Genomic DNA, 25,792 nt, shown 5'->3' on the forward strand with positions numbered 1-25,792 from the left:
GGGTGTGGGCGTGGGTCAGACGCGTTCGATGATGATGGCCGGGGCCATGCCACCGCCGGCGCACATCGTGATGAGGCCGACCTGCTTGTCGGTGCGCTCCAATTCGTCGAGCACCGTGCCGATGAGGATCGCTCCGGTCGCACCGATCGGATGCCCGAGCGCCATCGCTCCACCGTTGACGTTGACCTTGTCACGGTCGAGGTCGAGGTCGCGCTGGAACTTCTCCGACACCACGGCGAACGCCTCGTTGATCTCGAAGATGTCGATGTCGGCCAGCGTCATGCCCGCCCGCTCGAGGACCTTGCGAGCGGCCGGAACGGGAGCATTGAGCATCAGCGTCGGGTCGTCGCCCATGTTCGCGGTGGCGACGACTCGCGCCCGCGCCGAGAGGCCGTGCGCCTTCGCGTAGCTCTCGCTGGCGAACAAGATCGCGGCGGCTCCGTCGACGACGCCCGAGGAGTTGCCGGCGTGGTGGACATGCTGGATGTCGAGGTCGGGGTAGCGCTGGTTGATCAGCTCACGGAACGACTTCGGCACCGTGCCGTCTTCGGACGTGTGTCGGTAGTCGGCGATCGCCGGAAAGCTCGGCGGCAGCTTGGCGAGCGACTCCAGCGTCGTACCAGGACGCGGGAACTCCTCACGATCGAGAGCGATCGAACCGTCGAGGTTCAGCACGGGGACGAGTGACTTGTCGAAACGGCCCTCGCGGATGGCCACGTCGGCGCGTCGCTGCGACTCGACGGCCAGCGCGTCGAGGACCTCGCGCGGGATTCCCTCGAGCGTGGCGATCGCGTCGGCGCAGACGCCCTGGTGCGATTGCGGATGCAGCTCCTGCAGGTGCGCGTTGTTCGCACCCATCGGCAAGATGCCCTTCTTCGGCAGCGACATCATCTCGGTGCCGCCGGACACGACGAGATCTTCCATCCCCGCCATCACCGAATGCGCGGCGAAGTTCGCCGTGGTGATACCCGACCCGCAGAACCGGTCGAGGGTGGCGCCGCTGGCGGTGATGTCGTAGCCGGCATCCAGCGCCGCCATGCGGCCCAGGTCGCCGCCCTGCTCGCCGACCTGCGAGCTGGTTCCCCACACGACGTCGTCGACGTCGGCGGTGTCGAACCCGTTGCGTTCGACCAGTGCCTTGAGCACGGTCGCCGCGACGTGTTGCGGATGCAGGTGGGCGAGTGCCCCCTTGCCTTGCTTGCCGATACCGCGAGGCGTACGGCAGGCGTCGATGATCAATGCGTCAGACATGGGCTCGACGTTACGTCTCGCGACGCCACCGCGAAGAAGGCGGCGACGCCGCAGCGCAGCGACGCGAGCGCGACGTCAGGGGTCGAGCACACCGGCGTAGCGAAACGCGGCGTCGATCACGGCGAACAGGTCCCGACCCGATCCGGGTTCGTCGCCACTGACCGTGATCGCCCACGTGATCCCGTCGGGGCGGCGCACGGTCATCGCACTCGTGCTCTCGAGCGTTCCGGTGTGCCCGTACGACCCGGGGCCGAAGATCATCAGGCCCATGCCGTAGCCGCTCGTCGGTGGCACCGGCACGACGGTCGGCGGCGGGACGCTCGACGTCGCACCAGGCGACTCACCCGGTGATGTGGCAGGCGGCTCGGGGTCGACGGTGATCGTGGTCATCGCGCCGAGCGCAGCCGGGCCGAGCGGCTTCCACCCCGGCGTCGTGAGGTCCAGCGAGTCGATGATCACCGCCACGTCGGTCGACGAAGCGATCCACGAGCCCGCGCCGTCGAGCACCTCCATGTAGTTCCGTCCCGCATCGGAGTCGTGTTCGACGTCGCCGTCGCCGAGGTCGAACGTCCCGGCGAGTCGCATCCCGTCGAGCCCGAGCGGCGTCAGGAGCTCGCGGGCGACCACGTCGACGTACCGCTCCCCGGTCACGTCCTCGATCAACTCGCCGAGCAGACAGAAGTTGACGTTGCTGTAGCGAAACGTCGTCCCCGGGAGCCGCTCGAGTCCTCGGCCGAGCGCCATCGCTCCGGCAGCCGGACACGACTCGACCTGACGTCGGAACATCAGGTCCTCGTACTGGCCGATGCCCGACCGGTGCGTGAGCAGTTGCCGCAGCGTGATCCGAGCGACATCGCTCGTCGCGGTGACGCCGACGCGTGCGGCAAGGCGTTCCCCGACCGGCGCGTCGAGATCGATCAAGCCCGCCTCGACCAGTTGCAGCATCGTGATCGCGGTGATCACCTTGCTGATGCTCGCGACCCGATACCGGTCGCCGATCGTCACCGGGTCCGACCCGTCCAGCAGACGGTTACCCATGGCGACCTCGTGGACGATCTCGCCATCGCGCAGCACCGTCGCCGAGACGGCGCTCGACCCGCCCGCGAGCAACGTCTGCAGGTGCAGATCGAACGCCGGCCAGCCCGACACCTGCGGCAGCACCACCGCACCGGCAGCGTTGCCCGCAGATGAGCCGGTCGAGAGACCGGTCGAGATCCCAGTCGACTCTGGGCGAGCGATCGTGTCGAGCACCGTCTCGGATGCGACGGTGCTGACCGGGCCGGCATCGTGCGTGACGACCGGTGAACTCGTGGGGGCTGCGTCGACCGGCACGAACGCCGGAGCAGACGCGGCGACCGGCCCGGTCGGCGTCGCCGGGTCGGCCACGCCTGGCACGGCGACCACATCGGTGCCGCCACACGACCCGACCACCAGCGACACCAGCGAGAGCAGTGCGGCACCCGTTCGCGTCGGCCTGCGCGCCGTCGACACCGGGACAGCCTTCGACGGCGAGTTCGAGCGAGCGGACATCGTCGACCATCGTGGCAGCGACAGCTGCGCTCGCGGTGTCAGTCGCGAGCCGACGTCGAGGCCAGCAGCGCACCGAGCGTGACCAGGCCGAGCGCGGCGGCGCCGCCGAACGCCCAGCCGGGCGAGTCGGCGAGCAGCGGCACCCAGATCACCGGCCCGATCGCGTGGCCGAAGAACCGGAACGACAACACCGACGACAGCGCACCACCCCGGTTGTCCGGTACCGCGATCGCCGCGAGGTGCTGCAGATTGACCGGCACGAACCCCACCAGCGCCGAGCCGACGACCCACGCTGCTGCCAGCCACCACGAGTTGCCGATGAGCCCGAGCGGCGCGGTCAGCACCGTGACGCTCAACGCCGACACCAGCGCGGCGCGGCGCGGACCCCAGACGTCGATCAGGCGGCCCCAGGTCGGACTCAACGCCATGGTCGACAAGCCGGCGACGAGCAACACGATCCCCGTCGTCGACGAACTGACACCGAACTCGTCACGCAGGTGCACGCCGATCAGCACGCCGAGACCGATCGGCCCCGCTGCAGCCGAGAGTGCGGCGAGCCACAGCGCCGACATCCGTCGCGTGAGCAACGGGCGGATCGGCGGCGCCGATGCGGCGGGCCGCGGCTCGCCGCTCGGCGGACGGAACGCGAGCGTGACCGCGACCGCACCGATCACGACGTAGGTGAGGCGCCAATTGACGACGGCCGCCAGCCCGCTGATGAAGGGAGCCATCGCGCCGCCGGCCGCCTGGAACCCGGCGTACACGCCGACAGCGCGTCCGAGACGGGAGGGGGCGATCACTTCCGACAAGCCCGCGATCAGCAACGGCGTGATGAACGCGTTGCACACCCCCTGCATGACGCGAGCGGCGATGAACAGGCCGAGGTTCGGTGCGAGGGCGCACAGCACCGACGCGATCGCATAGCCGATGAAGGTGATCCGAGTGACCCGACGACGGCCGTAGCGCTCGCCGATGGTGCCCGACACGAGCATCAGCGCCGCCATCGGCAGGAGGTAACCGCTCAGCGACCAGTTGACGGCGCTCGTCGACGCATCGAAGGTGTCGCGCAGCTCCGGATAGATCGAGATGACACTCATGGTCCCGACCGGTCCGAGGAACCCGCCGAGCAGGAACGGCAACGTGGCCACGGTGATCACACGAGACGACTGCTCTCGTGCGACCGTGTCCGACATCGGCTCATTCTTGCCGGTCGTGCCGGTGCGCAAGTCAGTCGGCCACCTCGGGGCGCCACCCACCCAGCGCCGGCGAGGCGGTCAGGGTCGATGCGTCGCTCGGTACGCGGACGGCGACGTGCCGACGACGCGCCGGAAATGTCGGCCGAAGGCGCTCTGGTCGTAGTAGCCACACGCGTGCGCGACGTCGGCGATCGGGTCCGATGTGGTGACCAACAGCTGCAACGCTCGCTCCACACGGAACCGCATGATCAACTGCTTGGGTGTGAGACCCAGCACCCGCCGAGCCGTGCGTTCGAGTTGTGCGACGGTCATGTCGGCGGCCACGGCCAGATCACTGACGAGGAGTTGCTCCGCGTATCGCCGCCGTGCGACGTCGACGGCCGCCGCGAGCTGCGCGTGGGGCGCTGCGGCATCGACAGGCGTTCGCAAGTCGATCGACACACTGACGACTCCGACCGGCACCCCGTCGGTATCGGTCCAGCGAGACTTCGACGTCAAGAACCACCCGAAGGATCGGTCGGGACGGGTGATCACCTCCAGCTCGTTGGTGAGCATGCGACCGGAGTGCAGTACCTCGTCGTCTTGGCGCTCGTACTGCTCGGCCAACTCGAACGGAAAGAGTTCGCGGGCGCGGCGCCCGACCACGTCGCCTGGGTGATCGACGCCGGCGCGATCGGCGAACGCCTGGTTGGCCGACAGGTACCGGCCATCGCTCGACTTGACGCAGAACATGACGTGTGGCGTGGTCGCGAGCACGTCGGTCACCGCCTCGAGCGAGCGATCCAGCATCGCACCATCACACCACATCGCGGTGCGACATCGCGGTGCGACATCGCCGTGCCACATCGCCGTGCCACATCGCGGTGCCACGTCGTGCTGCCGTATCGCGATGCAACGACGGCTCCCGAGGCTGGCTCAGGCCGCACCGGTACGAATCCTCGTTCCGGTGCGGCGAATCGATACAAGACCCGGGCCGGGATCTCGATTTGCCTGGATACATGGAGACCGTACCGTCCGAGATCGATCGCGATCACGCCCCCATCTGGTCAGACCACGACCATGACACCGACGCGAAGCTCGCCGACCGCGCCGTCGCGCTCGCCCGCACACTGCTGGCCGACAGCCTCGAGGACATGTCTCGGTCCGAACGTCGACGACAGGCGCGGCTCGGAGCGCTCCTGGCCGACCCGTCCGGACGAGAGATGATCTTCGCGCTCACCGATCAGGTCGTGCGGATCGACTCGCCGACCGCTGCGGCGAAGACGTTCGCCGACGTCGTACGGCGTCACCCGACGACCGCGGTCGGGCGCGTCGACCAGCTCCTGCTTCGCGTCGGCGCACTCGTCGCACCACTGCTCCCGCGTCTCGTGATGCCACTCGTCGTCCGCCGGATCAAGCACGAGACGCGCGGCATCGTGCTCCCCGCCCGCGACCCGGCCTTCGCCGACCACGTCGCACAGCGCAGCGAGGAAGGCGTACGGCTCAACGTCAACCCGCTCGGCGAAGCCATCCTCTCCGATCACGAAGCCGACGAGCGGATGCGGATCGTCTGCGAACGAATCGAGGGCGCCGACGTCGACTACGTGTCGGTGAAGGTCTCGGCGATCGTCGCCAACCTCGACGCGCTGGCCTTCGAACATTCGCTGGCTCGCATCGAAGACCGGCTGCGCCAGGTGTACCGACGGGCCGAGGCCGCGCAGCCGCGCACGTTCGTCAACCTCGACATGGAGGAGTATCGCGACCTCGAACTCACGCTCCAGGCGTTCATGCAAGTGCTGAGCGAGCCGGAGTTCCAGGCGATCGATGCCGGCATCGTCCTGCAGGCGTACCTCCCCGACTCCCACCAGGCGCTCGAGCGACTCGGCGCGTGGGCGGCGACGCGCCACGAAGCAGGCGGGGGTTGCGTGAAGGTCCGCCTCGTCAAGGGAGCGAACCTGGCGATGGAGCGCGCCGAGGCCGAACTCCACGGCTGGACGGCCGCGCCCTATCCGACCAAGGCCGACGTCGATGCGAGCTACAAGGCGATCCTCGACTCGGCGTTGCGTCCCGAGTGGGCTGAGTCGCTGCGGATCGGTCTCGCGAGCCACAACTTGTTCGACGTCGCCTGGGCGTTGACCATCGGCGCCGAGCGCGACGCGCTCGACCAGCTCCAGTTCGAGATGCTCGAAGGCATGGCACCGGCCCAGGCCCGACAGGTCCACGCTCACGCGGGCGACCTGTTGATGTACGCGCCGGTGGTCGACGACGACGACTTCGACGCCAGCATCGCGTATCTCACACGACGCCTCGACGAGAACACACAACCGGAGAACTTCCTCCGATCACTCTTCACCCTGACGCCGCACTCCCCGCTGTTCGCCGAGGAGGCCGAACGCTTCAGGCGCAGCGTCGACGAGCGCCACTCCGTCGCGACGCGTCGACGCCGCGCTCCGATCTCCCACGATCACCACGACGCCGATCGCGTCGACCCTGCGTCGACGGCGTCCCCGTCGGGGGCATTTCACAATGCCGCCGACAGCGACGTGACCGACACCGCTGTGCGCTCGGCGATCACGGCCGCCCTCGCCGATCCTCCCCAGCCGGTCGTCGACCGCGTCACCGCCGAGGCGCGCATCGACGAGATCGTCGCGACCGCAACCGAGTCGTTCGCGTCTGCCGACCACGATCGTGCGACGCGCCGACGCTGGCTGCTCGACGTTGCCGATCTGATGGAGCGCGAGCGCGCCGCGACGATCGGCCTCATGGCCCACGACGTCGCGAAGACCGCGCACGAGGCCGACCCCGAGGTGAGCGAAGCGATCGACTTCTGCCGCTACGACGCCACCGCCGGAAGCGACGCGCTCGATCACGCCGAGGCGAACGGATCTATCGTGACCGGTCGCGGCGTGATCGTCGTCGTCGGACCCTGGAACTTCCCGTACGCGATCCCGACCGGCGGCGTGGCCGCGGCGATCGCGGCAGGCAACTCGGTGATCCTCAAGCCGGCACCGGAGTCGGTCGCGACCGGCGCGTGGATCGCCGAGCAGTTCTGGCGTGCCGGCGTGCCTCGCGACGTGCTGCAGCTGGTCGTGTGCGACGACGGCCCGGTGGGCACGCGACTCGTCACGCATCGCGACGTCGACACCGTCGTGTTGACCGGCTCGTACGACACCGCCTCGATGTTCCTCGATTGGCGGCCTGATCTCCGCCTACTCGCGGAGACGAGCGGCAAGGACGCGCTCGTGATCACACCGGCGGCCGATCTCGATCAGGCGATCGCCGACCTCGTGCGCTCCGCATTCGGCCACGCTGGCCAGAAATGCTCGGCCGCGAGTCTCGGCATCGTGGTGGGCGAGGTGTACGACAACCCGAGTTTCCAGCGACGGCTCCGTGACGCGGTGACCAGCTTGCGGCTCGGTCCGGCGACCGACCCGGCGACGATGATGGCACCGCTCGTCCAAGCGCCGACCGGGGCGCTCGAGCGAGCGCTGACGACACTCGAACCCGGCGAGACGTGGCTGGTCGAGCCCCGTTGTCTCGACGCCGACGGCCGAGCGTGGTCACCGGGGGTGCGTCTCGGGGTGAGCGAGGGGTCGTGGTTCCATCGCACGGAGTGCTTCGGGCCGGTGCTCGGGTTGATACGCGCCGACGACCTCGATCACGCGATTCGTCTGCAGAACGCCACGGCATTCGGGCTCACCGGCGGGATCCACTCGCTCGACGACGCCGAGGTGGCGCAGTGGCTCGCCGCGGTCGAGGTCGGCAACGCCTACGTCAACCGCCACATCACCGGCGCGATCGTGCAGCGCCAGCCGTTCGGCGGATGGAAGCGGTCATCGGTCGGCGGCGGAGCGAAAGCGGGCGGGCCGGGCTACGTCGCGCAGTTCGCACGCGTCGCCAGCTCCGAGGCAGCGCTCACCGATCTCGACGGTGTCCGCCGCGCCTATCGGACCGCGTGGGCCGACTGGTTCACGCAACAGCACGACCCGTCCGGCTTGGCGGTCGAGTCGAACGTGCTGCGCTACGTGCCGCTCGACCACGTCGCCGTCCGATGCGCAACGATCGACGCTGTCGCCATCGACGTGCTGAAGGCCGCAGCCGAGATCACCGGTGTCGACGTCGAGAGTTCGACACCTCAGGAGTCGAGCGACCTCGCATTCGCCGAGCACGTGATCGCGCGCGGCGTCGATCGGGTTCGACTCCTGACAGAGATGTCCGACGAAGCACGACGTCTCCTCCACCGTGCCGACATCGCCATCGACACGACACCGCCCGTTGCCGACGGCCGACTCGAGCTCCAGCACTGGGTCAAAGAACAGGCGATCAGCACGACGATGCACCGCCACGGCCGTCTGCTGCACTAGCGACAGAGTGGGTCAGACCCACTCTGTCGCAGGTGTCGTCAGCGCAACACCGAGCGCAACAGCAGACTCGACTCGGAGTTGATCACCCCATCGCAACTGCGGATGCGCAGCAGCACGTCGTCGAAGTCGCGCAGCGACGCGCACCGGATCTCGGCCACCAGGTCCCAACCGCCGTTGGTCGTGTGGAGCGACTGCAATTCCGGCATGCCTCGCAGCTGCTTGATGACCTCGGTCGTGTTGCGGCCCTGCACTTCGATCAGCGACACCGCGCGGACGTCGTCGTCGCCGTAGTCCTCACGCACGCGCACGGTGAACCCGAGGACTGCGCCAGACTCGATCAACCGATCGAGGCGGTTGTTGACCGTTGCACGGGTGACGCCGAGTCGTCGCGCGAGCGTCGTGACGGGCGCTCGCCCATCGGTGCGCAACAGCGCGATCAGTCGCCGGTCGGTGTCATCGAGATCGAGCACGTTTTGATCATAGTGAGTGTATTGGGTGCACATCTTGCGCTATTTACGCTCACTTTTCTCCCGCTCTGACGATTGAGAGTGCACATCGATCAGCCGTAGCGTTGGGCCATGGTCCGCTTCGTCAACGTTCATCACCTCGCTCGATGGGTCGCCGACACCGGCATCGAGGCTCTCCTCGTCGACCTCGTCACCGCGATGGAAGAGGACTTCCGCCGCTGGCCGGAGTTCGACAAGACCCCAAGGGTCGCCAGCCACTCCCGCCACGGTGTCATCGAGTTGATGCCGACCAGCGACGGTGTCACGTACGGCTTCAAGTTCGTCAACGGCCACCCGATCAACTCCACCCGCGGGCTGCAGACCGTCACCGCGTTCGGCGCGCTCGCCGACGTCGACACCGGCTACCCGCTGATGCTGTCGGAGATGACGTTGCTCACTGCGCTGCGCACGGCGGCGACGTCTGCCATGGCAGCCAAGGTGCTCGCCCCCGCCGGGGCGTCGACGATGGGCATGATCGGGACCGGCGCGCAGAGCGAGTTCCAGGCGTTGGCGTTCCGAGCGGTGCTCGGCATCGACACGCTGCGGATCTGGGACGTCGACCCCGCAGCGATGGACAAGTTCGAGCGCAACGCCACGTCGATGGGCTTCGACGTCACCGTGTGCACTGGGCCGGAGCAGGCGGTCGCTGGTGTCGACGTGATCACCACGTGCACCGCCGACAAGCGCAACGCGACGATCCTGACCGACGAGATGGTCCGAGCCGCCCGGACCGGCCCGAGCGGACTCCGCGGCTTGCACATCAACGCGATCGGCGGCGACTGCCCCGGCAAGACCGAACTCGAACTCGACCTCGTCAAGCGGGCGACCCTCTTCGTGGAGTACCCCGAGCAGTCGTTCATCGAAGGCGAGATCCAATTCCTGCCTCGCGACTGGCCGGTCACCGAGCTGTGGCAGGTCCTCACCGGTGATCGCCCTGGCCGCACGTCGACCGACGAACTCACCGTCTTCGACTCGGTCGGGTTCGCGATCGAGGACTTCTGCGCGCTGCGGTTCCTCAACGATCGACTCACCGGCACCGACTACTTCGACGAGATCGATCTGATCGCGGAGCCGGCCGATCCGAAGAACCTGTTCGCCCTGCTGCCCGTTCCCGTGGCGGGGGCCTGATGGCACTCGCGACCCGCACGAGCGTCCAGGCGCCGCGCGCGGTCGTGATGATCCGACCGCACCACTTCGAACCCAACGAACAGACACGCGTCGACAACGTCTTCCAGACCGACGCACCGATCGACGCGGCGGCGATGACCGTGTCTCGCGACGCGTTCGACGAAGCAACTGCAGTGGCCGACGTCCTGCAGCGACACGGCATCGCGGTGCACCTGTTCGACGACGACGGCCACGCCACGCCCGACAGCGTGTTCCCGAACAATTGGTTCTCGACGCACCACGGCGGCCACGTCGCCGTGTTCCCGATGTGCACGCCGAACCGGCGGCTCGAACGTCGCAGCGATGTCATCGAGATGCTCAAGCAGGCGTACCGGGTGCAGGACGTCATCGACTACTCAGGCTTGGAAGTCGACGGGCTCTTCCTCGAAGGCACCGGTGCGATGGTGCTCGATCATCTCGATCGAATCGCGTACGTGGCGCGTTCGCATCGAGCCGATCCGATCGTGCTCGAGCGGTTCTGCACCAACTTCGGCTACGAACCGATGGCGTTCGACGCCGTCGATCCGGCCGGCATCGCGATCTATCACACGAACGTCTTGATGTGTGTCGCCACCTCGTTCGCGTTGGTCGGTCTCGACGCCATCGTCGACGCGACCCGACGCGACGAGATCGTGGAGCGACTCGCCGGATCGGGGCGCGACGTCATCGCGCTGCGGCACGATCAGGTCGCCGATTTCGCTGGCAACGCGTTCGAGCTCACCGGGTCGAGCGGGTCGGTGCTGGCGATGTCGACGCGGGCACGACGAGCGTTGACCACTGAGCAGATCGAACGCATCGAGGAGTGGTCGACGATCGTCGACGTGGACATTCCCACCATCGAACTCGCCGGCGGATCGGTGCGCTGCATGCTCGCCGGCATCCACCTGCAACCGCGCTGACCCGCCTCACTGGCCCGGCCGTCGACCCGACTCGAGGCGACAGAGTGGGTCTGACCCACTCTGTCGCTTCGCTCGTTTCGACCAGGCGACCAGCCGCATCATCGTTCGCCGACAGTTCACACTTCGGACGCTGCACGTTCATGGCGGCGTCGCTTCCGCGACGACTCCGGCTGCTCCGATGAGCCGTTGTGAAACCACGCACCCTCATCATCACCGCCGCAGCGACGTCTGTCGGTCTGCTCGGCGCCAGCCCATTCCTTGGTTCGGCGCAAACCGACGTCGACGAAGGACTCACGGCGCTCGGCGTCTACGACAGCGGTGATGGCGAAGGAGGATCCGAGATCATCGCATTCGACGCCGTCACCAACCAGATGTTCACGACCAACGGTGTCGACAACACGATCGATGTCGTGGACGTCTCCAACCCGGCGGCGCCCACGCTGGTGACGCAGCTCGACATCTCGTCGTATGGCGCCGGTATCCAGAGCGTGGCGGTCGGCGACGGGCTCGTCGCCGCAGCGGTCGCCAACGCCGACCCCGTGTTGCCGGGTGCCGTCGCCGTCTTCACCACCGCCGGCGCCTTCGACCAGGTGTACACGGTGGGCGTGCTGCCCGACTCGATCGCCTTCACGCCTGACGGTCGCTACATCGTCGTCGCCAACGAGGCCGAGCCGGTGTGTGACGGAACGTCACTCGACGTCGACCCGGCCGGTTCCATCTCGATCATCGACACGCAGAACGACACCGTCGCAACCGCCGACTTCACCGATTTCGACGGCACGGAGGCGGCGATGCGCGCCGAGAACATCCGTATCTTCTTCCCCGGATCGACGGCCTCGCAGGACCTCGAGCCGGAGTACGTCGCGATCACGCCCGACGGCACCACCGCACACGTCACGCTCCAGGAGAACAACGCGATCGCGGTCGTCGACATCGCCACCGCGACCGTGACCGACATCGTGCCGCTCGGCTACAAGGACCATTCGCTCGACGGCAACGGCCTCGACCCCTCGAACCGCGACAACGCCGAAGCGATCGCGACGTGGAACGTGCTCGGCATGTACCAGCCCGACGCCATCTCGGTGGTCGACATCGACGGCACCTTGTACACCGTCTCGGCCAACGAAGGCGACGCTCGTGACTACGACTGCTTCTCCGAAGAAGAGCGAGTCGGCGACTTCGGCGTCGCGCAGCCGCCGTATGCCGCAACCGACGGCGACGACGAGAACCTGGGCCGCCTCCGCACGACGAGTGCGTTCCCGACGACGTTCAACGGTGCCGGTGAGATCGAGCAGGTCTATTCCTATGGCGCTCGTTCGTTCACGATTCGGGCGCTCGACGGCACGGTCGTGTTCGACAGCGGCGACGACTTCGAGCAGCGTCTGCTCGGTACCGATTTCTTCAACCTCGACGAACTCGAGACCGACGAACGCAGCGACGACAAGGGCCCCGAGCCCGAGGCGCTCGCCGTCGGTGTGATCGAAGGGCGCACGTTCGCCTTCATCGGCCTCGAACGGTCGGGGGGCGTGATGATGTACGACATCAGCACGCCGAGCGCACCGGTGTTCATCGACTACCTCAACACGGCGGAGACCACCGATCAGGCTCAGAACCTGGTGACCGGCGGTGGAGACGTGTCACCGGAAGGCATCGCGTTCATCAGCGCCGCCGACAGCCCGACCGGGGTGCCGCTTCTCGCGGTGTCGTTCGAGGTCAGCGGCACGTCTCGGCTGATGCGCGTCGACGTCGCGCCAGCTCCGGTCGACACGACGACCACCACCACGACGATGCCAGATGCGACCACCACGATGCCGCCGGCGACTGCGACGCCGACCACCGCCGCCCCGGTCACCACAGCCAACCCGGTGACCGAGTTGCCTGCCACCGGTTCGTCCAACTCGAACACGGCGTTGATTGCGCTGCTCCTGTTGTGCGGAGGTGGCGCGGTGCTCATCGCCGCACGCCGTCGCCCGCTCACCTGAGCTGACCACCGACTCGAAGCGACAGAGTGGGTCTGACCCACTCTGTCGCTCCATTCGTCGCTTCGTAGAGTGGCGGCGTGATCGACAGCGACACGTCCCGCCGAATCGTGGTGCGTCCACCGAGCCCGAGACTCGCCGACGGAGAGATCAGCTACGTCGATCGTCAACCGGTCGACGTCGCTCTGGCCGAGCAGCAGTGGGCGCACTACGTCGACGCGTTCCGGACCGCCGGCTGGGACGTCATCGAGGTTCCCGCACTCGACGACCACCCCGATGGTGTGTTCATCGAAGACAACGTCGTCGTACATCGCGAGCTTGCGATCGTGTGTCGGCCGGGCGCCGAGTCGCGACGCGGCGAGATCGACGCGATCGGCGACCGCTTCAGCGAACTCGGCTACAGCGTGGCGTCGATCGAGGCGCCGGGCCACCTCGACGGCGGCGACGTGTTGAAGGTCGGTGGCACCGTGTACGTCGGGCGCAGCGCTCGATCCGACGCCGCCGGGATCGAGCAGTTCCGTCGGCTGCTCGAAGCCGAAGGAGCGACGGTCGTCGAGGTCCCGGTCACCGCAGCGTTGCATCTCAAGTCGTGCCTGACCGCGCTCCCCGACGGAACGATCGTCGGCTACGCGCCGCTGGTCGACGAACCGGACGCGTTCGCTCGGTTGTACCTGGCGCCGGAGGAGTCGGGCGCGCACGTCGTCGATCTCGGCGACGGCCGGATCCTCGTCGCGTCGAGTTGCCCGACATCAGCCGAGCACTATCGATCGCTCGGCTACGACGTCGTTGCCGTCGACATCAGCGAGTTCGAGAAACTCGAAGGCTGCGTGACCTGCCTCTCGATCCGCCTCCACGACGGCGTCGACTGACCCCGGGTACCCCCATAGGTCATCGTGCCTGGCACGATGACCTGTGCGTCAGCTGCGGACGAGGCGGCCTGGTCGCACTCCCGTGAACTCGTCGCGTTCGCGGGTGATCTGGCCGGCCACGATCGTCGCCGTGTAGCCCTCGGCCGCCTGCAGCAGCCGGGTCCCACCGGCTGGCAGGTCAGCCACCAGCCGAGGCTCGCGTAGCCGGAGGTTGTCGAAGTCGATCACGTTGATGTCGGCACGCTTGCCCACCGCGAGCACGCCACGGTCGGTGAACCCGAACAGTGCCGCGGTGTCGGCCGTCATCTTCTTGACGACGTGCTCGAGTGAAAGACGCGGCCCGCGGCTGCGATCACGTACCCAGTGCGTGAGCATCCACGTCGGCGTCGACGCGTCGCAGATGAAGTTGGCGTGTGCGCCGCCGTCGGCGAGTCCGAGCACGGCGGCCGGGTGCGTCAGCATCTCGTAGAGCGCATCACCGTTGCCGTGTGCGTAACCGAGGAACGGCATCATCATCAGTGCCTCGCCGTCGCGATCACGCAGGCGCTCGTACAACTCCTCGATCGGCTCGACGCCGTTGGCCGTGGCTTGCGCCGCGATCGAACGGTCGGGCGTCGGCTCGTAGTCGACCGGATCGCCCAGCAGGTACTGGCGCTCGTAGGAGTTCACGACCTGGTACGCCATCGGTTGGGTCTCGCGGACGCTCTCCATCACCGCGGTCGACTCGGCGATGAGTCGGGCCTTGAGGTCGGGGTCACCCATCGCTGCCGCCTGCTCGGCGAACGAGAGATCGCGCAGCGATGCGAAGCTCGGCATGTCCTTGAAGCGATGCTTCGTCGAGAGCCCGATCAGGATGCCGAAGGGGCGACCGGCGACCTGCGGGATGACCTGGCGCCCGGCGTCTTGCGCCTGCTGCGACAGCTCCATCAGCTCCTTCCACTCGTCGGGTTCCACCATGTTCTGCAACATCAGCCACGTGACCGGCCGACCGATCTCGTCGGCCAGACGACAGATCCAGTCGACCTCCTTCTTCGGCGCCACGAGGTCCTCGCCGGCCAGACCTGCAGGCGCCACTTCGAACACGCCCTTGCCGGCGCGCTGCAGCGCCCGGCCGATCGTGAACAGCTCGTCTTCTGCGGCGAACGTGCCGGGCACTGGGTCACCGTTCATCGCCCGGTGACCGATCGTGCGGCTGGTCGAGAACCCCATCGCGCCCGCTTCGACGGCTTCCTGGACCAGGGCCGCCATCTGGGCGATGTCATCGGAACTCGCGGGTTCGTTGTCGGCCCCACGCTTGCCCATCACGTAGGTGCGCAGCGGGCCGTGGGCGATCATCGCTGCGACGTCGGCGGCGTACTCACCGCGGTCGAGTTCGTCGAGATACTCCGGAAAGCTCTCCCAGTTCCACGAGATGCCCTCGCTCAATGCGGCGCCGGGGATGTCTTCGACGCCTTCCATCAGCTCGATCAGGAACTCGTGCTCGTCGCGCTTGGCCGGAGCGAACCCGACACCACAGTTCCCCATCACCACCGTGGTGACGCCGTGCGGGGTCGACGGCTCGAGCTCGCCGTCCCATGTGGCCTGACCGTCGTAGTGCGTGTGGATGTCGACGAAGCCGGGCGTGACGATCTGCCCCGCAGCGTCGATCTCGCGACGGCCCGGGCCGATGTCGGCGTCCGGCCCGATCCCGGTGATCGTCGAACCGTCGACCGAGATGCTCATGCCGTCGACCGGCGCAGCGCCGGTTCCGTCGACGATCCGGCCGTTGCGAATCACGAGATCATGCATCGACACATCCTCGCGCAGCGTCGGAGCTGCCCTACGAGTCAACGCTCAGTTCGCGGCGGCTTCGCGGGCCTGGCGGGCGGCGCGGAACGACAGAATCGACAGCACCAGGAAGACGGTGGCAACCGCAACGGTCGCCAGCTGGGCGAACAGGGCCCACCCTGTGCTGCCCCGTCCGATGGCCGATCCGAGGCTGCCCAGGATCGCGAGCAGTGCGAGCGCGGCGGCGGCGTGCATCAGGTGATGATTCAGATCGGGCTTCGCTCGCCCGAGCGCACCGAGCACGACGAACACCACGCCGATGAAGGCCGGAATCAGCGCCGTGACGCTGCCGGAGTCGGACACGAGCGTGACGAAGACGCCCACGACGATCAGGATCGCACCGGCGATCATCGAGTTCTGAGCCATCCGGCAATTCTACGGCCGCCCCGAGCAACCCGAGCCTGGCGCCAGACGAATTCAGGATCGTCGTCGTCGCTGGTGAGGCGAATCGGATCAGGTGCGGAACGGCGGGTCGAGGACGTCGCCGACCCGGTGGTTCAGCGCGCGGATCACCCGGTCGTCGCGGTGCTGGCCGAGCAGGCTGACCGTGGCGGTGGCCAGCGCGAAGCGACGACCTTCGACGGCCGCGAGGCCGCACCATCGAGCGATCAGGATCGCCAGCAGATGTCCGTGGGCGAACACCACGCCGTTGCCGTCGGGCACCTCGCGGTCGAATCGCTCCAGGAATCGATCGGCGCGAGCGCCGACGTCGTCGACCGACTCTCCCCCGACGATCTCGTGGGTCCACACCGACCAGTCCGGGACGCGCTCGCGAGTCTGGGGCGTCGACTCTCCTTCGTAGTCGCCGTAGTCCCACTCGACCAGGTCGTCGTCGATGACCAGACCACAGGCCGGGCTCACCAACTCGGCCGTCTCGAGGGCACGGATGAGCGGGCTGCTGTAGGCACGCTGCAGCCCCCATCCGTCCAGCGTCCGTGCGGCCGCTCGAGCTTCGTCTCGTCCGACATCGGTGAGTGGAATGTCGGTTCGACCGGTGTGCAATCCCGTACGCGACCATTCCGTCTGACCGTGTCGGATCACGAGGAGCTGCTGCACACCCACCGTCCAATCATCGCACGCCACCCCCGCTCAACACCTGGGGTCAGACCCCAGGTGTCGAACACGCAGGGTCAGACCCCAGGTGTCGAACACGCAGGGTCTGACCCCAGATGTTGTTGGTCAGGTGCGTTCGATGCGGAGCTGGATAGCGGTGGCGCCGGCGTCGAGGCTGGCGCGGACCACGGCCGCAGCTGCCTCGGTGATCGCGTCGAGGTCACCGTCGGCGGTGGTAGCGAACGGGCCCATGTCGGCGTCGATGCCCTCGGCTTCGATGGCGGCGACGACAGCGAGCACGTGCGGGCCCGGGTCGTTCTCCTTGAACGGTTCGACCAGGACTTCGAGGTGTGCGTCAGCCACGTGGCAAACATTACGCATGCGGCGCGAGGCGTCGGCTACGAAACCCAACGTTCACAGATGTCGTTGACAATTTGTAAAGGTCGTTTGGTACGGTCGCGGCTCGTGACGATGACCGACCTCTCACCTGAATCGGGGAGCGTGCAACCGTTGCGCGTCAACGGTGAGCGGCTGATCAGCCGTCTCGACGAACTTGGCGCGATCGGCGCGATCGAGGGCACGATCGGATGCGCTCGCCTGGCGCTCACCGACGACGACAAGGCAGGCCGCGACCTCGTACGCACCTGGATGGACGAGCTCGGCCTCGACATCACCGTCGACGGCATCGGCAACGTGATCGCCACGATGCCCGGCTTCGATCACGGCATCGCACCCGTGATGACGGGCTCACACATCGACACCGTGGCGACCGGTGGCCGCTACGACGGCAACCTCGGTGTGCTCGCCGGGCTCGAAGTGATCGAGACGGTGATGACCGCCCGGCTCGATCTCCCCCGACCGCTCGCGGTCGGCTGGTTCACCGACGAAGAAGGCGCCCGGTTCGCTCCCGACATGCTCGGCAGCCTCGTGTACGTCGGCGGGCTCGCGCTGGAGGAGGCGTTGACGATCACCGATCGCGACGGCCTCAGCGTCGGCGGCGAACTCGAACGCATCGGCTATCTCGGGTCGGCGCCGATCCCTGGTGCGGTGCCGCACGCGTTCGTCGAGTTGCACATCGAACAGGGGCCGATCCTCGAAGACGAAGGCATCCAACTCGGTGCCGTCGAAGCGGTGCAGGGCATCTCGTGGACCGAGCTCACGATCATCGGTCAGTCATGTCACGCCGGCACCACCCCGATGCGGCTGCGACGCGATCCGGGAGTCGTCGCCGCGCGGATCAACGTGTTCGTGAGAGAACTGGCCGAGCGCTTCGGCGGCGCGCAGGTCGCCACCTGCGGCGTGGTCAGCCACGTGCCGAACCTCGTCAACGTCGTGCCGTCGAAGGTGACCATGACGGTCGATCTCCGCAACACCGACGATGCCACCCTCGAAGCGGCCGAAGCCGAGTTCCATGCGTTCGTCGCCGACGCGGCAGCGGCCGAGGGCGTCACGGTCACCGCTCGCTCGCTCGCACGGTTCGCATCGGTGGAGTTCGACGATCGGGTGGCGGAGATGATCGAGGCTGCGGCTGCCGAGCGCGGCCACAGCATCCGCCGGATGTGTTCCGGCGCAGGGCACGATGCGCAGATGTTCGCCCGCATCTGCCCGACCGCGATGATCTTCACGCCCAGCGTCAACGGGATCAGCCACAACGTCACCGAGTACACCGAGCCCGCCGACATTGAGGCCGGCGCGAACGTCCTGCTCGACGTGATGCTCCGACTCGCAGCGAGCGACCTCTCATGACTCGCATGATCACCATCGGCGCCGCTCAACTCGGACCCATTGCTCGCAACGAATCGCGCGAAGAAGTCGTCGATCGATTGCTCGCGCTGCTGCGACGCGGCGCCGAGTTCGGTTGCGAACTGGTCGTGTTCCCCGAGCTGGCGCTCACCACGTTCTTTCCCCGCTGGTATCTCGACGAGGGCGGGCCGACCGGCATCGGCGGCGACACGACCGAGCTCGACAGCTACTACGAGATCGAGATGCCGAATCCGGCCACGAAACCACTGTTCGACGAAGCCAAGCGGCTCGCCGTCGGCTTCTGTCTCGGGTACGCCGAGCTCACGCCCGACGGCCATCGCTACAACACGTACATGCTCGTCGATCGCGCCGGGGACATCGTCGGCAAGTACCGCAAGGTCCACATCCCCGGCCACGAGAACTACGAGCCGTGGCGGCAGTTCCAACACCTCGAGCGTCGCTACTTCGAGGAATCGCCCGACGGGTTCAGCGTGTTCCCCGCGTTCGGCGGCATCGTCGGGATGGCGATCTGCAACGACCGGCGCTGGCCGGAGACCTACCGGGTGATGGGCTTGCAGGGTGCCGAGATGATCCTGATCGGCTACAACACGCCGCTCAACTACGCACCCGACCCGTCGCAGAATCCGTTGCAGTCGTTCCACAACCAACTGGTGATGCAGGCCGGCGCGTACCAGAACGGCACCTGGGTGGTCGGCGTCGCCAAGGGCGGCATCGAAGAAGGCGTCGAGTCGCTCGCCCAGTCGGTGATCATCGCGCCGTCCGGTCAGATCGTCGCACAGGCCACGAGCATCGGCGACGAGCTGATCAGCGTGGCCTGCGACCTCGACATGTGTGACCGGTACAAGAAGACGCTGTTCGACTTCGACCGCTACCGGCGCCCGGAGATGTACCACCTGATCACGTCGACCGACGGACCCCAGGCGCTCGTCGACGGCCACGAAATCGTGTTCGGCGAAGACGATGACGTCGCCGCGGGTACGGCGCTCGCGGATCCGACCGGCGTCCACGGCATCGAGATCACCACACCGACCGACGACTCGCGTGACGACTCGCATGAGGACCACGCGGACGCGACCCCGGAAGGCAGCACCCCATGACCGAGTTCGAATTGAACGGACAGCGCGTCACCGCGTCCGACGACCATCCGCATCTGCTCGCAGCGTTGCGCGACGAGTTGGGGGTCACCTCACCGAAGGATGGTTGCTCGCCGTCGGGTCAGTGCGGATGTTGCACCGTCCTCATCGGCGGCAAGGCACGCATCTCCTGTCAGACGCCGATGTCGAAAGTGGAGGGTGCCGAGATCGTCACCTTGGAAGGCATCGACGAGGCCGAGGTCGCCAAGATGGCCGACGCCTTCGCCGCGTGCGGCGCGCTCCAGTGCGGCTTCTGCACGCCCGGCATCGTCGTGCGTACGAAGGCGCTGATCGACAAGCACGGTGCCGACCTCACCCGCGAGCAAGCCTCGCGCCATCTCGGCGCCCACCTGTGCCGCTGCACCGGCTACATCAAGGTGCTCGACGCGGTCGAAGCGTTGGCTCACGACGATGTACCGGTCGTCGTCCAGCCGGGCGGGGTCGGATCGCGTGGGATCAAGTACGAGGGACGCGAGTTGTCGGTCGGCCAGCGCGACTTCATCGACGACATGACCGTGCCCGCGATGCTGCACGGCGCGCTCCATCTGAGCGCGCACGCTCGCGCCGACATCATCTCGATCGACACCAGCGCCGCCCTCGCAGTCGAGGGGGTCCACGCGGTGTTCACCGCCGACGACATCCCGGCCGCCCGACGAGTCGGGCTGATCCACAAGGACTGGCCGATCATGATCCCGGTCGGCGGGCGCACCGCCTACCTCGGTGACGTCCTGGCCGTCGTCGTCGCCGACACCCGCCAGATCGCCCGCGCCGCAGCCGAGCTGGTCGAGGTCGGCTACGACGTGCTGGAGCCGATGGTCGACCCGGTGCGCGTCATCGAGACCGACGAGCCGGCCGTGTGGGAACTCGACGGCAACATCTTGTCGACGTCGAAGTACGCACGCGGCGACGTCGACGCCGCGCTGGCCGAGGCAGCCTTCACCGTCGACCAGATCTTCCAGACCCAACGCATCGAACACGCCTTCCTCGAACCCGAGTCGACGCTCGCCGTGCCGACGATGCCCGCCGGCAGCGATGCCGACAACGGGCCGGTCGAGCCCGAGACGCTGTACGTGTACTCGGGCGGCCAGGGCATCTGGGACGACCGCAACGACATCGCCGCGATGCTCGGCATCGACCAGCAGCGGGTCACCACCGAGCTCGTCTCGAACGGCGGCGCGTTCGGCGGCAAGGAAGACATGTCGAATCAGGCGCACACCGCGCTCGCGGCCTGGCTGACCGGACGCCCCGTGAAGATCACGCTGTCGCGCGAAGAGTCGCTGCTGATGCATCCCAAGCGGCATCCGATCCGGATGCACTACCGCGCGGGATGCGACGAGGACGGCAAGCTCGTCGGGCTGCACGTGCGGATGATCGGCGACTCCGGGCCGTACGCCTCGGTCGGCATGAAGGTGTTGGAGCGCGCTGCCGGCCACGCGAGCGGCCCGTACGTGTCCCCGACCATCGACGTCGAGGCGATCGCCGCCCGAACCAACAACTCGGTGTGCGGCGCGTTCCGCGGCTTCGGCGCCAACCAGGCGCAGTTCGCGATGGAAGGCGTGCTCGACCGACTCGCCGAGCAGGTCGGCATCTCCGGCTGGGAGATCCGGTCGCGCAATGTGATCGAGCCCGGCGCGGTCTGGGGTCCCGGTCAGGTGATGGACGACGGCAGCCTCGGTGCTCGCGCCTGCCTCGACGCGGTCAAGGCCGCGTACGACGACGCGGTCGCGGCCGGCAAGGCGGTCGGCGTCGGGCTCGGGTTGAAGAACTCCGGGCTCGGCAACGGGTTCAAGGAGATCGCCCGCGCCGTCGTGCACTTCCGACCCGACGGCAAGGTCGAGGTCCGCCACTGCTGGACCGAGATGGGCCAGGGCGTCCACACGGTCGCACTGCAGGTGGCCGTGGAGGAACTCGGGATCGACGCCGAGCGGATCGAGGTCATCGTCGACTCGACGCGAGAGCTCGGTGCCGGCCAGACCACGGGCAGCCGCGGCACCCTGATGGGCGCCGGGTCGGTACAGCGGGCGTGCCAGGCCGCGCTCGCCGACGGGTGCCAGGTCGGCGTCGACTACGAAGGCGAGTACCGCGTCGATTGGACGAACTCGATCAACGAGGGGCTGGAGAATCCGGTCATCCACTCGACGTTCGGGTATGCGTCGCAGGTCGTGATCATGGACCGCGAGACGGGTGACGTCGAGCGGGTGGTCGCAGCCCACGACGTCGGGCGGGCGGTCAATCCGATGCTGTGCGAAGGTCAGATCGAGGGAGCCGTCCACATGGGACTCGGCTACGCGCTGTCGGAAGGGTTCCCGTGCGACGAGTCGGGACGGCCGGTCAACGACACGTTGCGCAGCCTCGACATCATCCGCCCCAAGGACATGCCGCCGGTCGACGTGATCCTCGTCGAGGCGGCCCAACCGGATTCGCCGTACGGCATCAAGGGCGTCGGCGAGATCGGGCTCGTGCCGACCGCCGGGGCCGTGGCCGCCGCGATCCACGACCGCACCGGCGAGTGGCACGCCGAACTCCCCCTCGTCAACCTCGCCAACCGGGAGCGAGCCGGTGCCTGGACCTGAGGTTCCCGTCACGTTCGGGATCCTGGAGGTGCCGGGATGAGCAGCGTGACGCAGGGGCTGGTGTGCGCGCATCATCACCTGTACTCGACGTTGGCTCGCGGGATGCCCGCGCCGCCGAAGGATCCGGGGAGCTTTCTCGAGATCCTCGAGAACGTGTGGTGGCGCCTCGACCGTGCGCTCGACCTCGAGATGCTGGAGTGGTCGGCGAAGCTCGGCGCGCTCGAAGCGCTCGAAGCCGGCACCACGGCGATCATCGATCACCACGAATCACCGAACGCGATCGATGGTTCGCTCTCGGTCATCGCGGCGGCCTGCGAGGAGGTCGGCGTGCGGATCAACACCTGCTACGGCATCACCGACCGACACGGAGCGGACGGCGCCGCACGCGGCCTCGCCGAGAACGAGCGGTATCTCACCGAATCCGCGAGCACCGGTCGTCGGGCGATGGTCGGGGTGCACGCTTCGTTCACCTGCTCTGACGAGTCCCTCGCTGCAGCGGCCGACCTCGCCGCACGACACGGGGTCGGCGTCCACATCCACGTCGCCGAGGGGTCCGACGATCACGGCGCCCACCAGCGGCTCGCCGAGTTGAGCACCGACGACTGGCTCATCATCCACGGCGTGTACCTTCCCGACGATCACGGCCTGCGCGGCACGATCGTGCACAACCCTCGGTCCAACATGAACAACTCGGTCGGCTACGCCGCGCCGGCGCGGTTCGCCAATCCGGTGGCGTTGGGGACCGACGGCATCGGGGCCGACATGCTCGCCGAGTTCCAACTCGCCTACGTCAAACATCGCGAGGCCGACGTGCACGCGTCGCCCGACACCGCCTGGGCCTGGCTGCAACAGGGCGCCGCGCTGTTCCCTGAAGTCGCCGCCGACACGGTCACCTGGTCGTACTCGACGATCGAGCCGTGGCACGTCGCGTTCACGCCGACGATCCGCGCGATCGACGTCGACATCGGCGGCGAGCCGGCGTTGCGCGACGGCGTCGCGACGCGTGTCGATCCCGACGAGATCCGAGCCAAAGCCGCCGAACAGGCAACCCGCCTCCACCGAGCCCTCGAGGAGCTGTGATGAACCAGGAAATCGATACGGAGACCAACACGACGACCGACGACGAGACCAGCACCCAGTCCGGCGCGGCCACCGGCAGCTCTGACGGGGTCGCCCCGCTGACGCCGCTGTCGCTCGACGTGTTGCTGGAGCGGATCGCGCACGAATGGCAGACCCGCAAGCGGATCTTCGACCTGCCGACCGCGCGGTTCTGGAAACGTGACACCGGCCCCGACGCGGTCGACCTGTCGTTCGAGTTCCTCGGTCGCCCGGCCGCGTCGCCGGTCGGCCCCGCAGCCGGGCCGCACAGTCAGATGGCACAGAACATCGTGCTCGCCTGGCTCGGTGGCTCACGCCTGTTCGAACTGAAGACGGTCCAGATTCTCGACGACCTCGACATCGCGCGGCCCTGCATCGACATGCAGACGATCGGCTACAACATCGAGTGGAGCCAAGAGCTCACGGTCGCACAGAGCCTCGAGGAGTACGTCAAGGCGTGGATGATCATCCACATCCTGCAGCGCTGGGAACCCCTCGCCGAGTTCCTCGGTGATGATCCGGGCCCGTTCGTGTTCGACATGTCGGTCGGCTACGACCTCGCCGGCATCCAGTCCGACAAGGTCGCCGGCTTCATCGACGCGATGGCCAACGCCCGCGACGAGATCGAGCGGTTGCGCCCGCTCATCCCCGACGCGTTCGCCGCAGCACGCGATCTCGAGTTCCCGCCGGCGATCTCCGACACGATCACGCTGTCGACGTTCCACGGCTGCCCGCCCGACGAGATCGAAGCGATCACGAAGCATCTGATCACGCGGCACGACATCGACGTGATCGTCAAGCTCAACCCGACGCTGCTCGGCCTCGACGGCGTCGACGCGATCGTGCACGGCGCGCTCGGCTACGACGACGTCCGGCTGGTACCGACCGCGTTCGAAGAGGATCTGCGCTTCGATCGGGCGATCACGCTGATCGACGAACTCCACGCCTTCGCGACCGAACACGACCACCGCTTCGGCATCAAGCTCACCAATACGCTCGTCGTCGACAACCACAAGGGGTGGATGCCCGACCAGACGATGTACCTGTCAGGCCCGCCGCTGCACGTGCTTGCAACGGCCGTGCTCGATCGGCTCGCCGACGCGTTGCCGGGACGTCTGATGATCCCCGGCCACGACGGCGACATCATGGTCAGCTTCTCGGCAGGGGTCAACAAGGACAATCTCGCCGACACGATCGCGATGGGCGTGCGGCCCGCGAGCGTGTGCTCCGACCTGCTCAAGCCCGGTGGCTACGGGCGCCTGGTGCCGATGCTCAACGCGCTGATGAACGCGGTGACCGAGTCCGGCTCGCGTGACCTCGACGGGTTCCGCGCCGCGCGACTGACGTCGTCACAGGGCGCCGGCCATCGCGACACCGCTGCCGCCCACCTCGCAGCGATCACGGGTGAGGGCCTCGCTGCCTACCACGTCGACGGCAACACCAAGCTGCCACGATCCGTCGATCACGACCTCGAGATGTGGGGATGCGTGGCCTGCAACTTCTGTGTGACCGTGTGCCCGAACGACGCCTTCTTCAAGGTGCCGACGCCAGCCGCTCTCGCCGACGAACTCACCTCGGCCGGACGACAGCAGTACCTGGTGCTGAGCGAGCTGTGCAACGAGTGCGGCAACTGCCTGACGTTCTGCCCGGAGAACGGTGACCCCGCACTGGTCAAGCCGCGGCTCTACCTCGACGCAACGAGATTCGCCGCCGCGGAGGGCCCACGCTTCCTGCTCGACCTCACCGACCCCGACAACATCCGAGCTGCCGGCGGAGCCGACGCCGAAGTCGAACGTCTGCACTCGGTCCTCACCGCCGACGAAGGCCTGCCCCTCGCCCCACGCCGCTGAACTCGCGGCGCTGCACTCGCGCTGGTCGACTCGCGCCGCTCGATCCGTGCGAGTGGCAGAGAACCCGTCTGCGGTCTCGAGGGTCGACCCGACAACCGCGTCACAGCCGCTTGGTGTCCTCACGACACCGACTCCCCCTTTGCTCACTCGATCAAAGGGGACCCGCCATGCCGGTCGACGACCGAACCAGACTCAGTCTTCATCGCAAGCTCGAGGTCGTCCTCGGGTCCGAGGAAGCCGACACACTCATGTCTCACCTGCCGCCAGTCACCTGGGATCAGGTCGCCACCTCCGGCGACATCGACGCCCTCGGCAGCACCCTGCGCGCCGAGATCGCTGCATCGGCAACCCAGCTGCGCACCGAGATGCACTCCCAGAACCAACAGCTGCGCACCGACCTGGAATCCCAGAACCGACAGTTGCGCACGGAGGTCGCCTCCCAGTTCCAGCAGCTCCGCACGGAGATGCAGTCATCCGACGAGCAATTGCGAAACGAGATGCAGTCGTCCGTCGAGCAATTGCGAAACGAGATGCAGTCATCCGACGAGCAACTGCGCTACGAGTTGCGAACCGAGATCGCCACGTTTCGCGGGGACGTGCTGGAGATGATCAACCGCCAGACAACATGGCTCGTCGCGTTCGCCGCCGGCTGGTCGACGCTCCTCCTCACCGCCGTTCGTCTGCTGCCCTGATCTCGGCGGCCTGACGGCGCCGATCGACCGCCTGACCGAGTTCGCGGCGACGCGACCGTTGC

General features: G+C 67.6%; 20 protein-coding genes. 11 read left to right on the forward strand and 9 right to left on the reverse strand.

Going from position 1 to position 25,792, the window contains the following annotated elements; genetic code table 11:
• Positions 1–15: 15 nt before the first annotated feature.
• From ACE37B_RS23310 to ACE37B_RS23325, 4 genes are all read right to left on the reverse strand, one after another.
• Positions 16–1,251 carry an acetyl-CoA C-acetyltransferase gene (locus ACE37B_RS23310; protein ID WP_409925748.1) on the reverse strand — a complete coding sequence of 412 codons (1,236 nt, stop codon included), beginning with the start codon at positions 1,249–1,251 and terminating at the stop codon, positions 16–18.
• 75 nt (positions 1,252–1,326) lie between these two features.
• The gene (locus ACE37B_RS23315) at positions 1,327–2,781 is read right to left on the reverse strand and encodes a serine hydrolase domain-containing protein (RefSeq protein WP_409925749.1); all 1,455 of its coding nucleotides are present in this window, start codon (positions 2,779–2,781) and stop codon (positions 1,327–1,329) included.
• A gap of 38 nt (positions 2,782–2,819) precedes the next feature.
• Positions 2,820–3,974 carry an MFS transporter gene (locus ACE37B_RS23320; protein WP_409925750.1) on the reverse strand — a complete coding sequence of 385 codons (1,155 nt, stop codon included), beginning with the start codon at positions 3,972–3,974 and terminating at the stop codon, positions 2,820–2,822.
• An 81-nt stretch (positions 3,975–4,055) separates the two neighbouring features.
• Positions 4,056–4,766 (reverse strand): helix-turn-helix domain-containing protein, encoded by a 711-nt coding sequence (locus ACE37B_RS23325; RefSeq protein ID WP_409925751.1) that lies wholly within the window; start codon positions 4,764–4,766, stop codon positions 4,056–4,058.
• Positions 4,767–4,975: 209 nt separating this feature from the next.
• On the opposite strand from ACE37B_RS23325, the gene ACE37B_RS23330 reads away from it, so the two are divergent.
• Complete coding sequence (locus ACE37B_RS23330) at positions 4,976–8,320, forward strand: bifunctional proline dehydrogenase/L-glutamate gamma-semialdehyde dehydrogenase (protein WP_409925752.1); 3,345 nt, start codon at positions 4,976–4,978, stop codon at positions 8,318–8,320.
• A gap of 38 nt (positions 8,321–8,358) precedes the next feature.
• Here the strand turns inward: ACE37B_RS23330 and ACE37B_RS23335 are convergent, their stop codons facing one another.
• Complete coding sequence (locus ACE37B_RS23335; protein ID WP_409925753.1) at positions 8,359–8,790, reverse strand: Lrp/AsnC family transcriptional regulator; 432 nt, start codon at positions 8,788–8,790, stop codon at positions 8,359–8,361.
• Positions 8,791–8,898: 108 nt separating this feature from the next.
• Between ACE37B_RS23335 and ACE37B_RS23340 the strand changes: the two genes are divergently transcribed.
• The 4 genes from ACE37B_RS23340 to ddaH all read left to right on the forward strand — a co-directional run bounded on the left by ACE37B_RS23340 (position 8,899) and on the right by ddaH (position 13,740).
• The gene (locus ACE37B_RS23340) at positions 8,899–9,954 is read left to right on the forward strand and encodes an ornithine cyclodeaminase (RefSeq protein WP_409925754.1); all 1,056 of its coding nucleotides are present in this window, start codon (positions 8,899–8,901) and stop codon (positions 9,952–9,954) included.
• Complete coding sequence (gene ctlX, locus ACE37B_RS23345; RefSeq protein ID WP_409925755.1) at positions 9,954–10,892, forward strand: citrulline utilization hydrolase CtlX; 939 nt, start codon at positions 9,954–9,956, stop codon at positions 10,890–10,892. The genes ACE37B_RS23340 and ctlX overlap by 1 nt, the downstream gene beginning before the upstream one ends.
• A 188-nt stretch (positions 10,893–11,080) precedes the next feature.
• Complete coding sequence (locus tag ACE37B_RS23350; protein WP_409925756.1) at positions 11,081–12,874, forward strand: choice-of-anchor I family protein; 1,794 nt, start codon at positions 11,081–11,083, stop codon at positions 12,872–12,874.
• A 77-nt stretch (positions 12,875–12,951) separates the two neighbouring features.
• A complete protein-coding gene (gene ddaH / locus ACE37B_RS23355) occupies positions 12,952–13,740 on the forward strand; it encodes a dimethylargininase (protein WP_409925757.1) in 789 nt (262 codons plus the stop codon).
• Between the two features lie 48 nt (positions 13,741–13,788).
• On the opposite strand, the gene ACE37B_RS23360 is transcribed toward ddaH, so the two are convergent.
• From ACE37B_RS23360 to ACE37B_RS23375, 4 genes are all read right to left on the reverse strand, one after another.
• Complete coding sequence (locus ACE37B_RS23360; RefSeq protein ID WP_409925758.1) at positions 13,789–15,528, reverse strand: N-acyl-D-amino-acid deacylase family protein; 1,740 nt, start codon at positions 15,526–15,528, stop codon at positions 13,789–13,791.
• 45 nt (positions 15,529–15,573) lie between these two features.
• The gene (locus tag ACE37B_RS23365) at positions 15,574–15,918 is read right to left on the reverse strand and encodes a hypothetical protein (RefSeq protein WP_409925759.1); all 345 of its coding nucleotides are present in this window, start codon (positions 15,916–15,918) and stop codon (positions 15,574–15,576) included.
• 102 nt (positions 15,919–16,020) lie between these two features.
• Positions 16,021–16,629, reverse strand: coding sequence for a histidine phosphatase family protein (locus ACE37B_RS23370; RefSeq protein WP_409925760.1), 609 nt, complete (start codon positions 16,627–16,629; stop codon positions 16,021–16,023).
• Positions 16,630–16,746: 117 nt separating this feature from the next.
• Positions 16,747–16,983, reverse strand: a complete 237-nt coding sequence (locus ACE37B_RS23375) for a thiamine-binding protein (protein ID WP_409925761.1) — start codon at positions 16,981–16,983, stop codon at positions 16,747–16,749.
• Positions 16,984–17,091: 108 nt separating this feature from the next.
• Here ACE37B_RS23375 and ACE37B_RS23380 point away from each other — a divergent pair, with 108 nt between their 5' ends.
• The 6 genes from ACE37B_RS23380 (at position 17,092) to ACE37B_RS23405 (ending at position 25,730) form a co-directional block, all read left to right on the forward strand.
• The gene (locus ACE37B_RS23380; RefSeq protein ID WP_409925792.1) at positions 17,092–18,366 is read left to right on the forward strand and encodes a Zn-dependent hydrolase; all 1,275 of its coding nucleotides are present in this window, start codon (positions 17,092–17,094) and stop codon (positions 18,364–18,366) included.
• Complete coding sequence (locus ACE37B_RS23385; protein ID WP_409925762.1) at positions 18,363–19,481, forward strand: N-carbamoyl-D-amino-acid hydrolase; 1,119 nt, start codon at positions 18,363–18,365, stop codon at positions 19,479–19,481. Before ACE37B_RS23380 ends, ACE37B_RS23385 begins: the two co-directional genes overlap by 4 nt.
• Positions 19,478–22,090, forward strand: a complete 2,613-nt coding sequence (locus ACE37B_RS23390; protein ID WP_409925763.1) for a molybdopterin cofactor-binding domain-containing protein — start codon at positions 19,478–19,480, stop codon at positions 22,088–22,090. The genes ACE37B_RS23385 and ACE37B_RS23390 overlap by 4 nt, the downstream gene beginning before the upstream one ends.
• A 36-nt stretch (positions 22,091–22,126) precedes the next feature.
• Positions 22,127–23,170, forward strand: a complete 1,044-nt coding sequence (locus tag ACE37B_RS23395) for an amidohydrolase family protein (RefSeq protein WP_409925764.1) — start codon at positions 22,127–22,129, stop codon at positions 23,168–23,170.
• A complete protein-coding gene (locus tag ACE37B_RS23400) occupies positions 23,170–25,038 on the forward strand; it encodes a 4Fe-4S dicluster domain-containing protein (RefSeq protein WP_409925765.1) in 1,869 nt (622 codons plus the stop codon). Before ACE37B_RS23395 ends, ACE37B_RS23400 begins: the two co-directional genes overlap by 1 nt.
• A 167-nt stretch (positions 25,039–25,205) precedes the next feature.
• Complete coding sequence (locus ACE37B_RS23405; protein ID WP_409925766.1) at positions 25,206–25,730, forward strand: hypothetical protein; 525 nt, start codon at positions 25,206–25,208, stop codon at positions 25,728–25,730.
• Positions 25,731–25,792: the final 62 nt, after the last annotated feature.

Source organism: Ilumatobacter sp. (genome assembly GCF_046290335.1).
Taxonomy (GTDB): Bacteria; Actinomycetota; Acidimicrobiia; order Acidimicrobiales; family Ilumatobacteraceae; genus Ilumatobacter_A.

Excerpts from the sequence above, each read along its gene's own strand:
- ACE37B_RS23310 (WP_409925748.1), bottom strand. The coding sequence starts at position 1,251 with ATGTCTGACGCATTGATCATCGACGCCTGCCGTACGCCTCGCGGTATC.
- ACE37B_RS23315 (WP_409925749.1), bottom strand. The coding sequence starts at position 2,781 with ATGTCCGCTCGCTCGAACTCGCCGTCGAAGGCTGTCCCGGTGTCGACG.
- ACE37B_RS23320 (WP_409925750.1), bottom strand. The coding sequence starts at position 3,974 with ATGTCGGACACGGTCGCACGAGAGCAGTCGTCTCGTGTGATCACCGTG.
- ACE37B_RS23325 (WP_409925751.1), bottom strand. The coding sequence starts at position 4,766 with ATGCTGGATCGCTCGCTCGAGGCGGTGACCGACGTGCTCGCGACCACG.
- ACE37B_RS23330 (WP_409925752.1), top strand. The coding sequence starts at position 4,976 with ATGGAGACCGTACCGTCCGAGATCGATCGCGATCACGCCCCCATCTGG.
- ACE37B_RS23340 (WP_409925754.1), top strand. The coding sequence starts at position 8,899 with ATGGTCCGCTTCGTCAACGTTCATCACCTCGCTCGATGGGTCGCCGAC.
- ctlX (WP_409925755.1), top strand. The coding sequence starts at position 9,954 with ATGGCACTCGCGACCCGCACGAGCGTCCAGGCGCCGCGCGCGGTCGTG.
- ACE37B_RS23360 (WP_409925758.1), bottom strand. The coding sequence starts at position 15,528 with ATGCATGATCTCGTGATTCGCAACGGCCGGATCGTCGACGGAACCGGC.
- ACE37B_RS23365 (WP_409925759.1), bottom strand. The coding sequence starts at position 15,918 with ATGATCGCCGGTGCGATCCTGATCGTCGTGGGCGTCTTCGTCACGCTC.
- ACE37B_RS23380 (WP_409925792.1), top strand. The coding sequence starts at position 17,092 with ATGACCGACCTCTCACCTGAATCGGGGAGCGTGCAACCGTTGCGCGTC.
- ACE37B_RS23385 (WP_409925762.1), top strand. The coding sequence starts at position 18,363 with ATGACTCGCATGATCACCATCGGCGCCGCTCAACTCGGACCCATTGCT.
- ACE37B_RS23390 (WP_409925763.1), top strand. The coding sequence starts at position 19,478 with ATGACCGAGTTCGAATTGAACGGACAGCGCGTCACCGCGTCCGACGAC.
- ACE37B_RS23395 (WP_409925764.1), top strand. The coding sequence starts at position 22,127 with ATGAGCAGCGTGACGCAGGGGCTGGTGTGCGCGCATCATCACCTGTAC.
- ACE37B_RS23400 (WP_409925765.1), top strand. The coding sequence starts at position 23,170 with ATGAACCAGGAAATCGATACGGAGACCAACACGACGACCGACGACGAG.
- ACE37B_RS23405 (WP_409925766.1), top strand. The coding sequence starts at position 25,206 with ATGCCGGTCGACGACCGAACCAGACTCAGTCTTCATCGCAAGCTCGAG.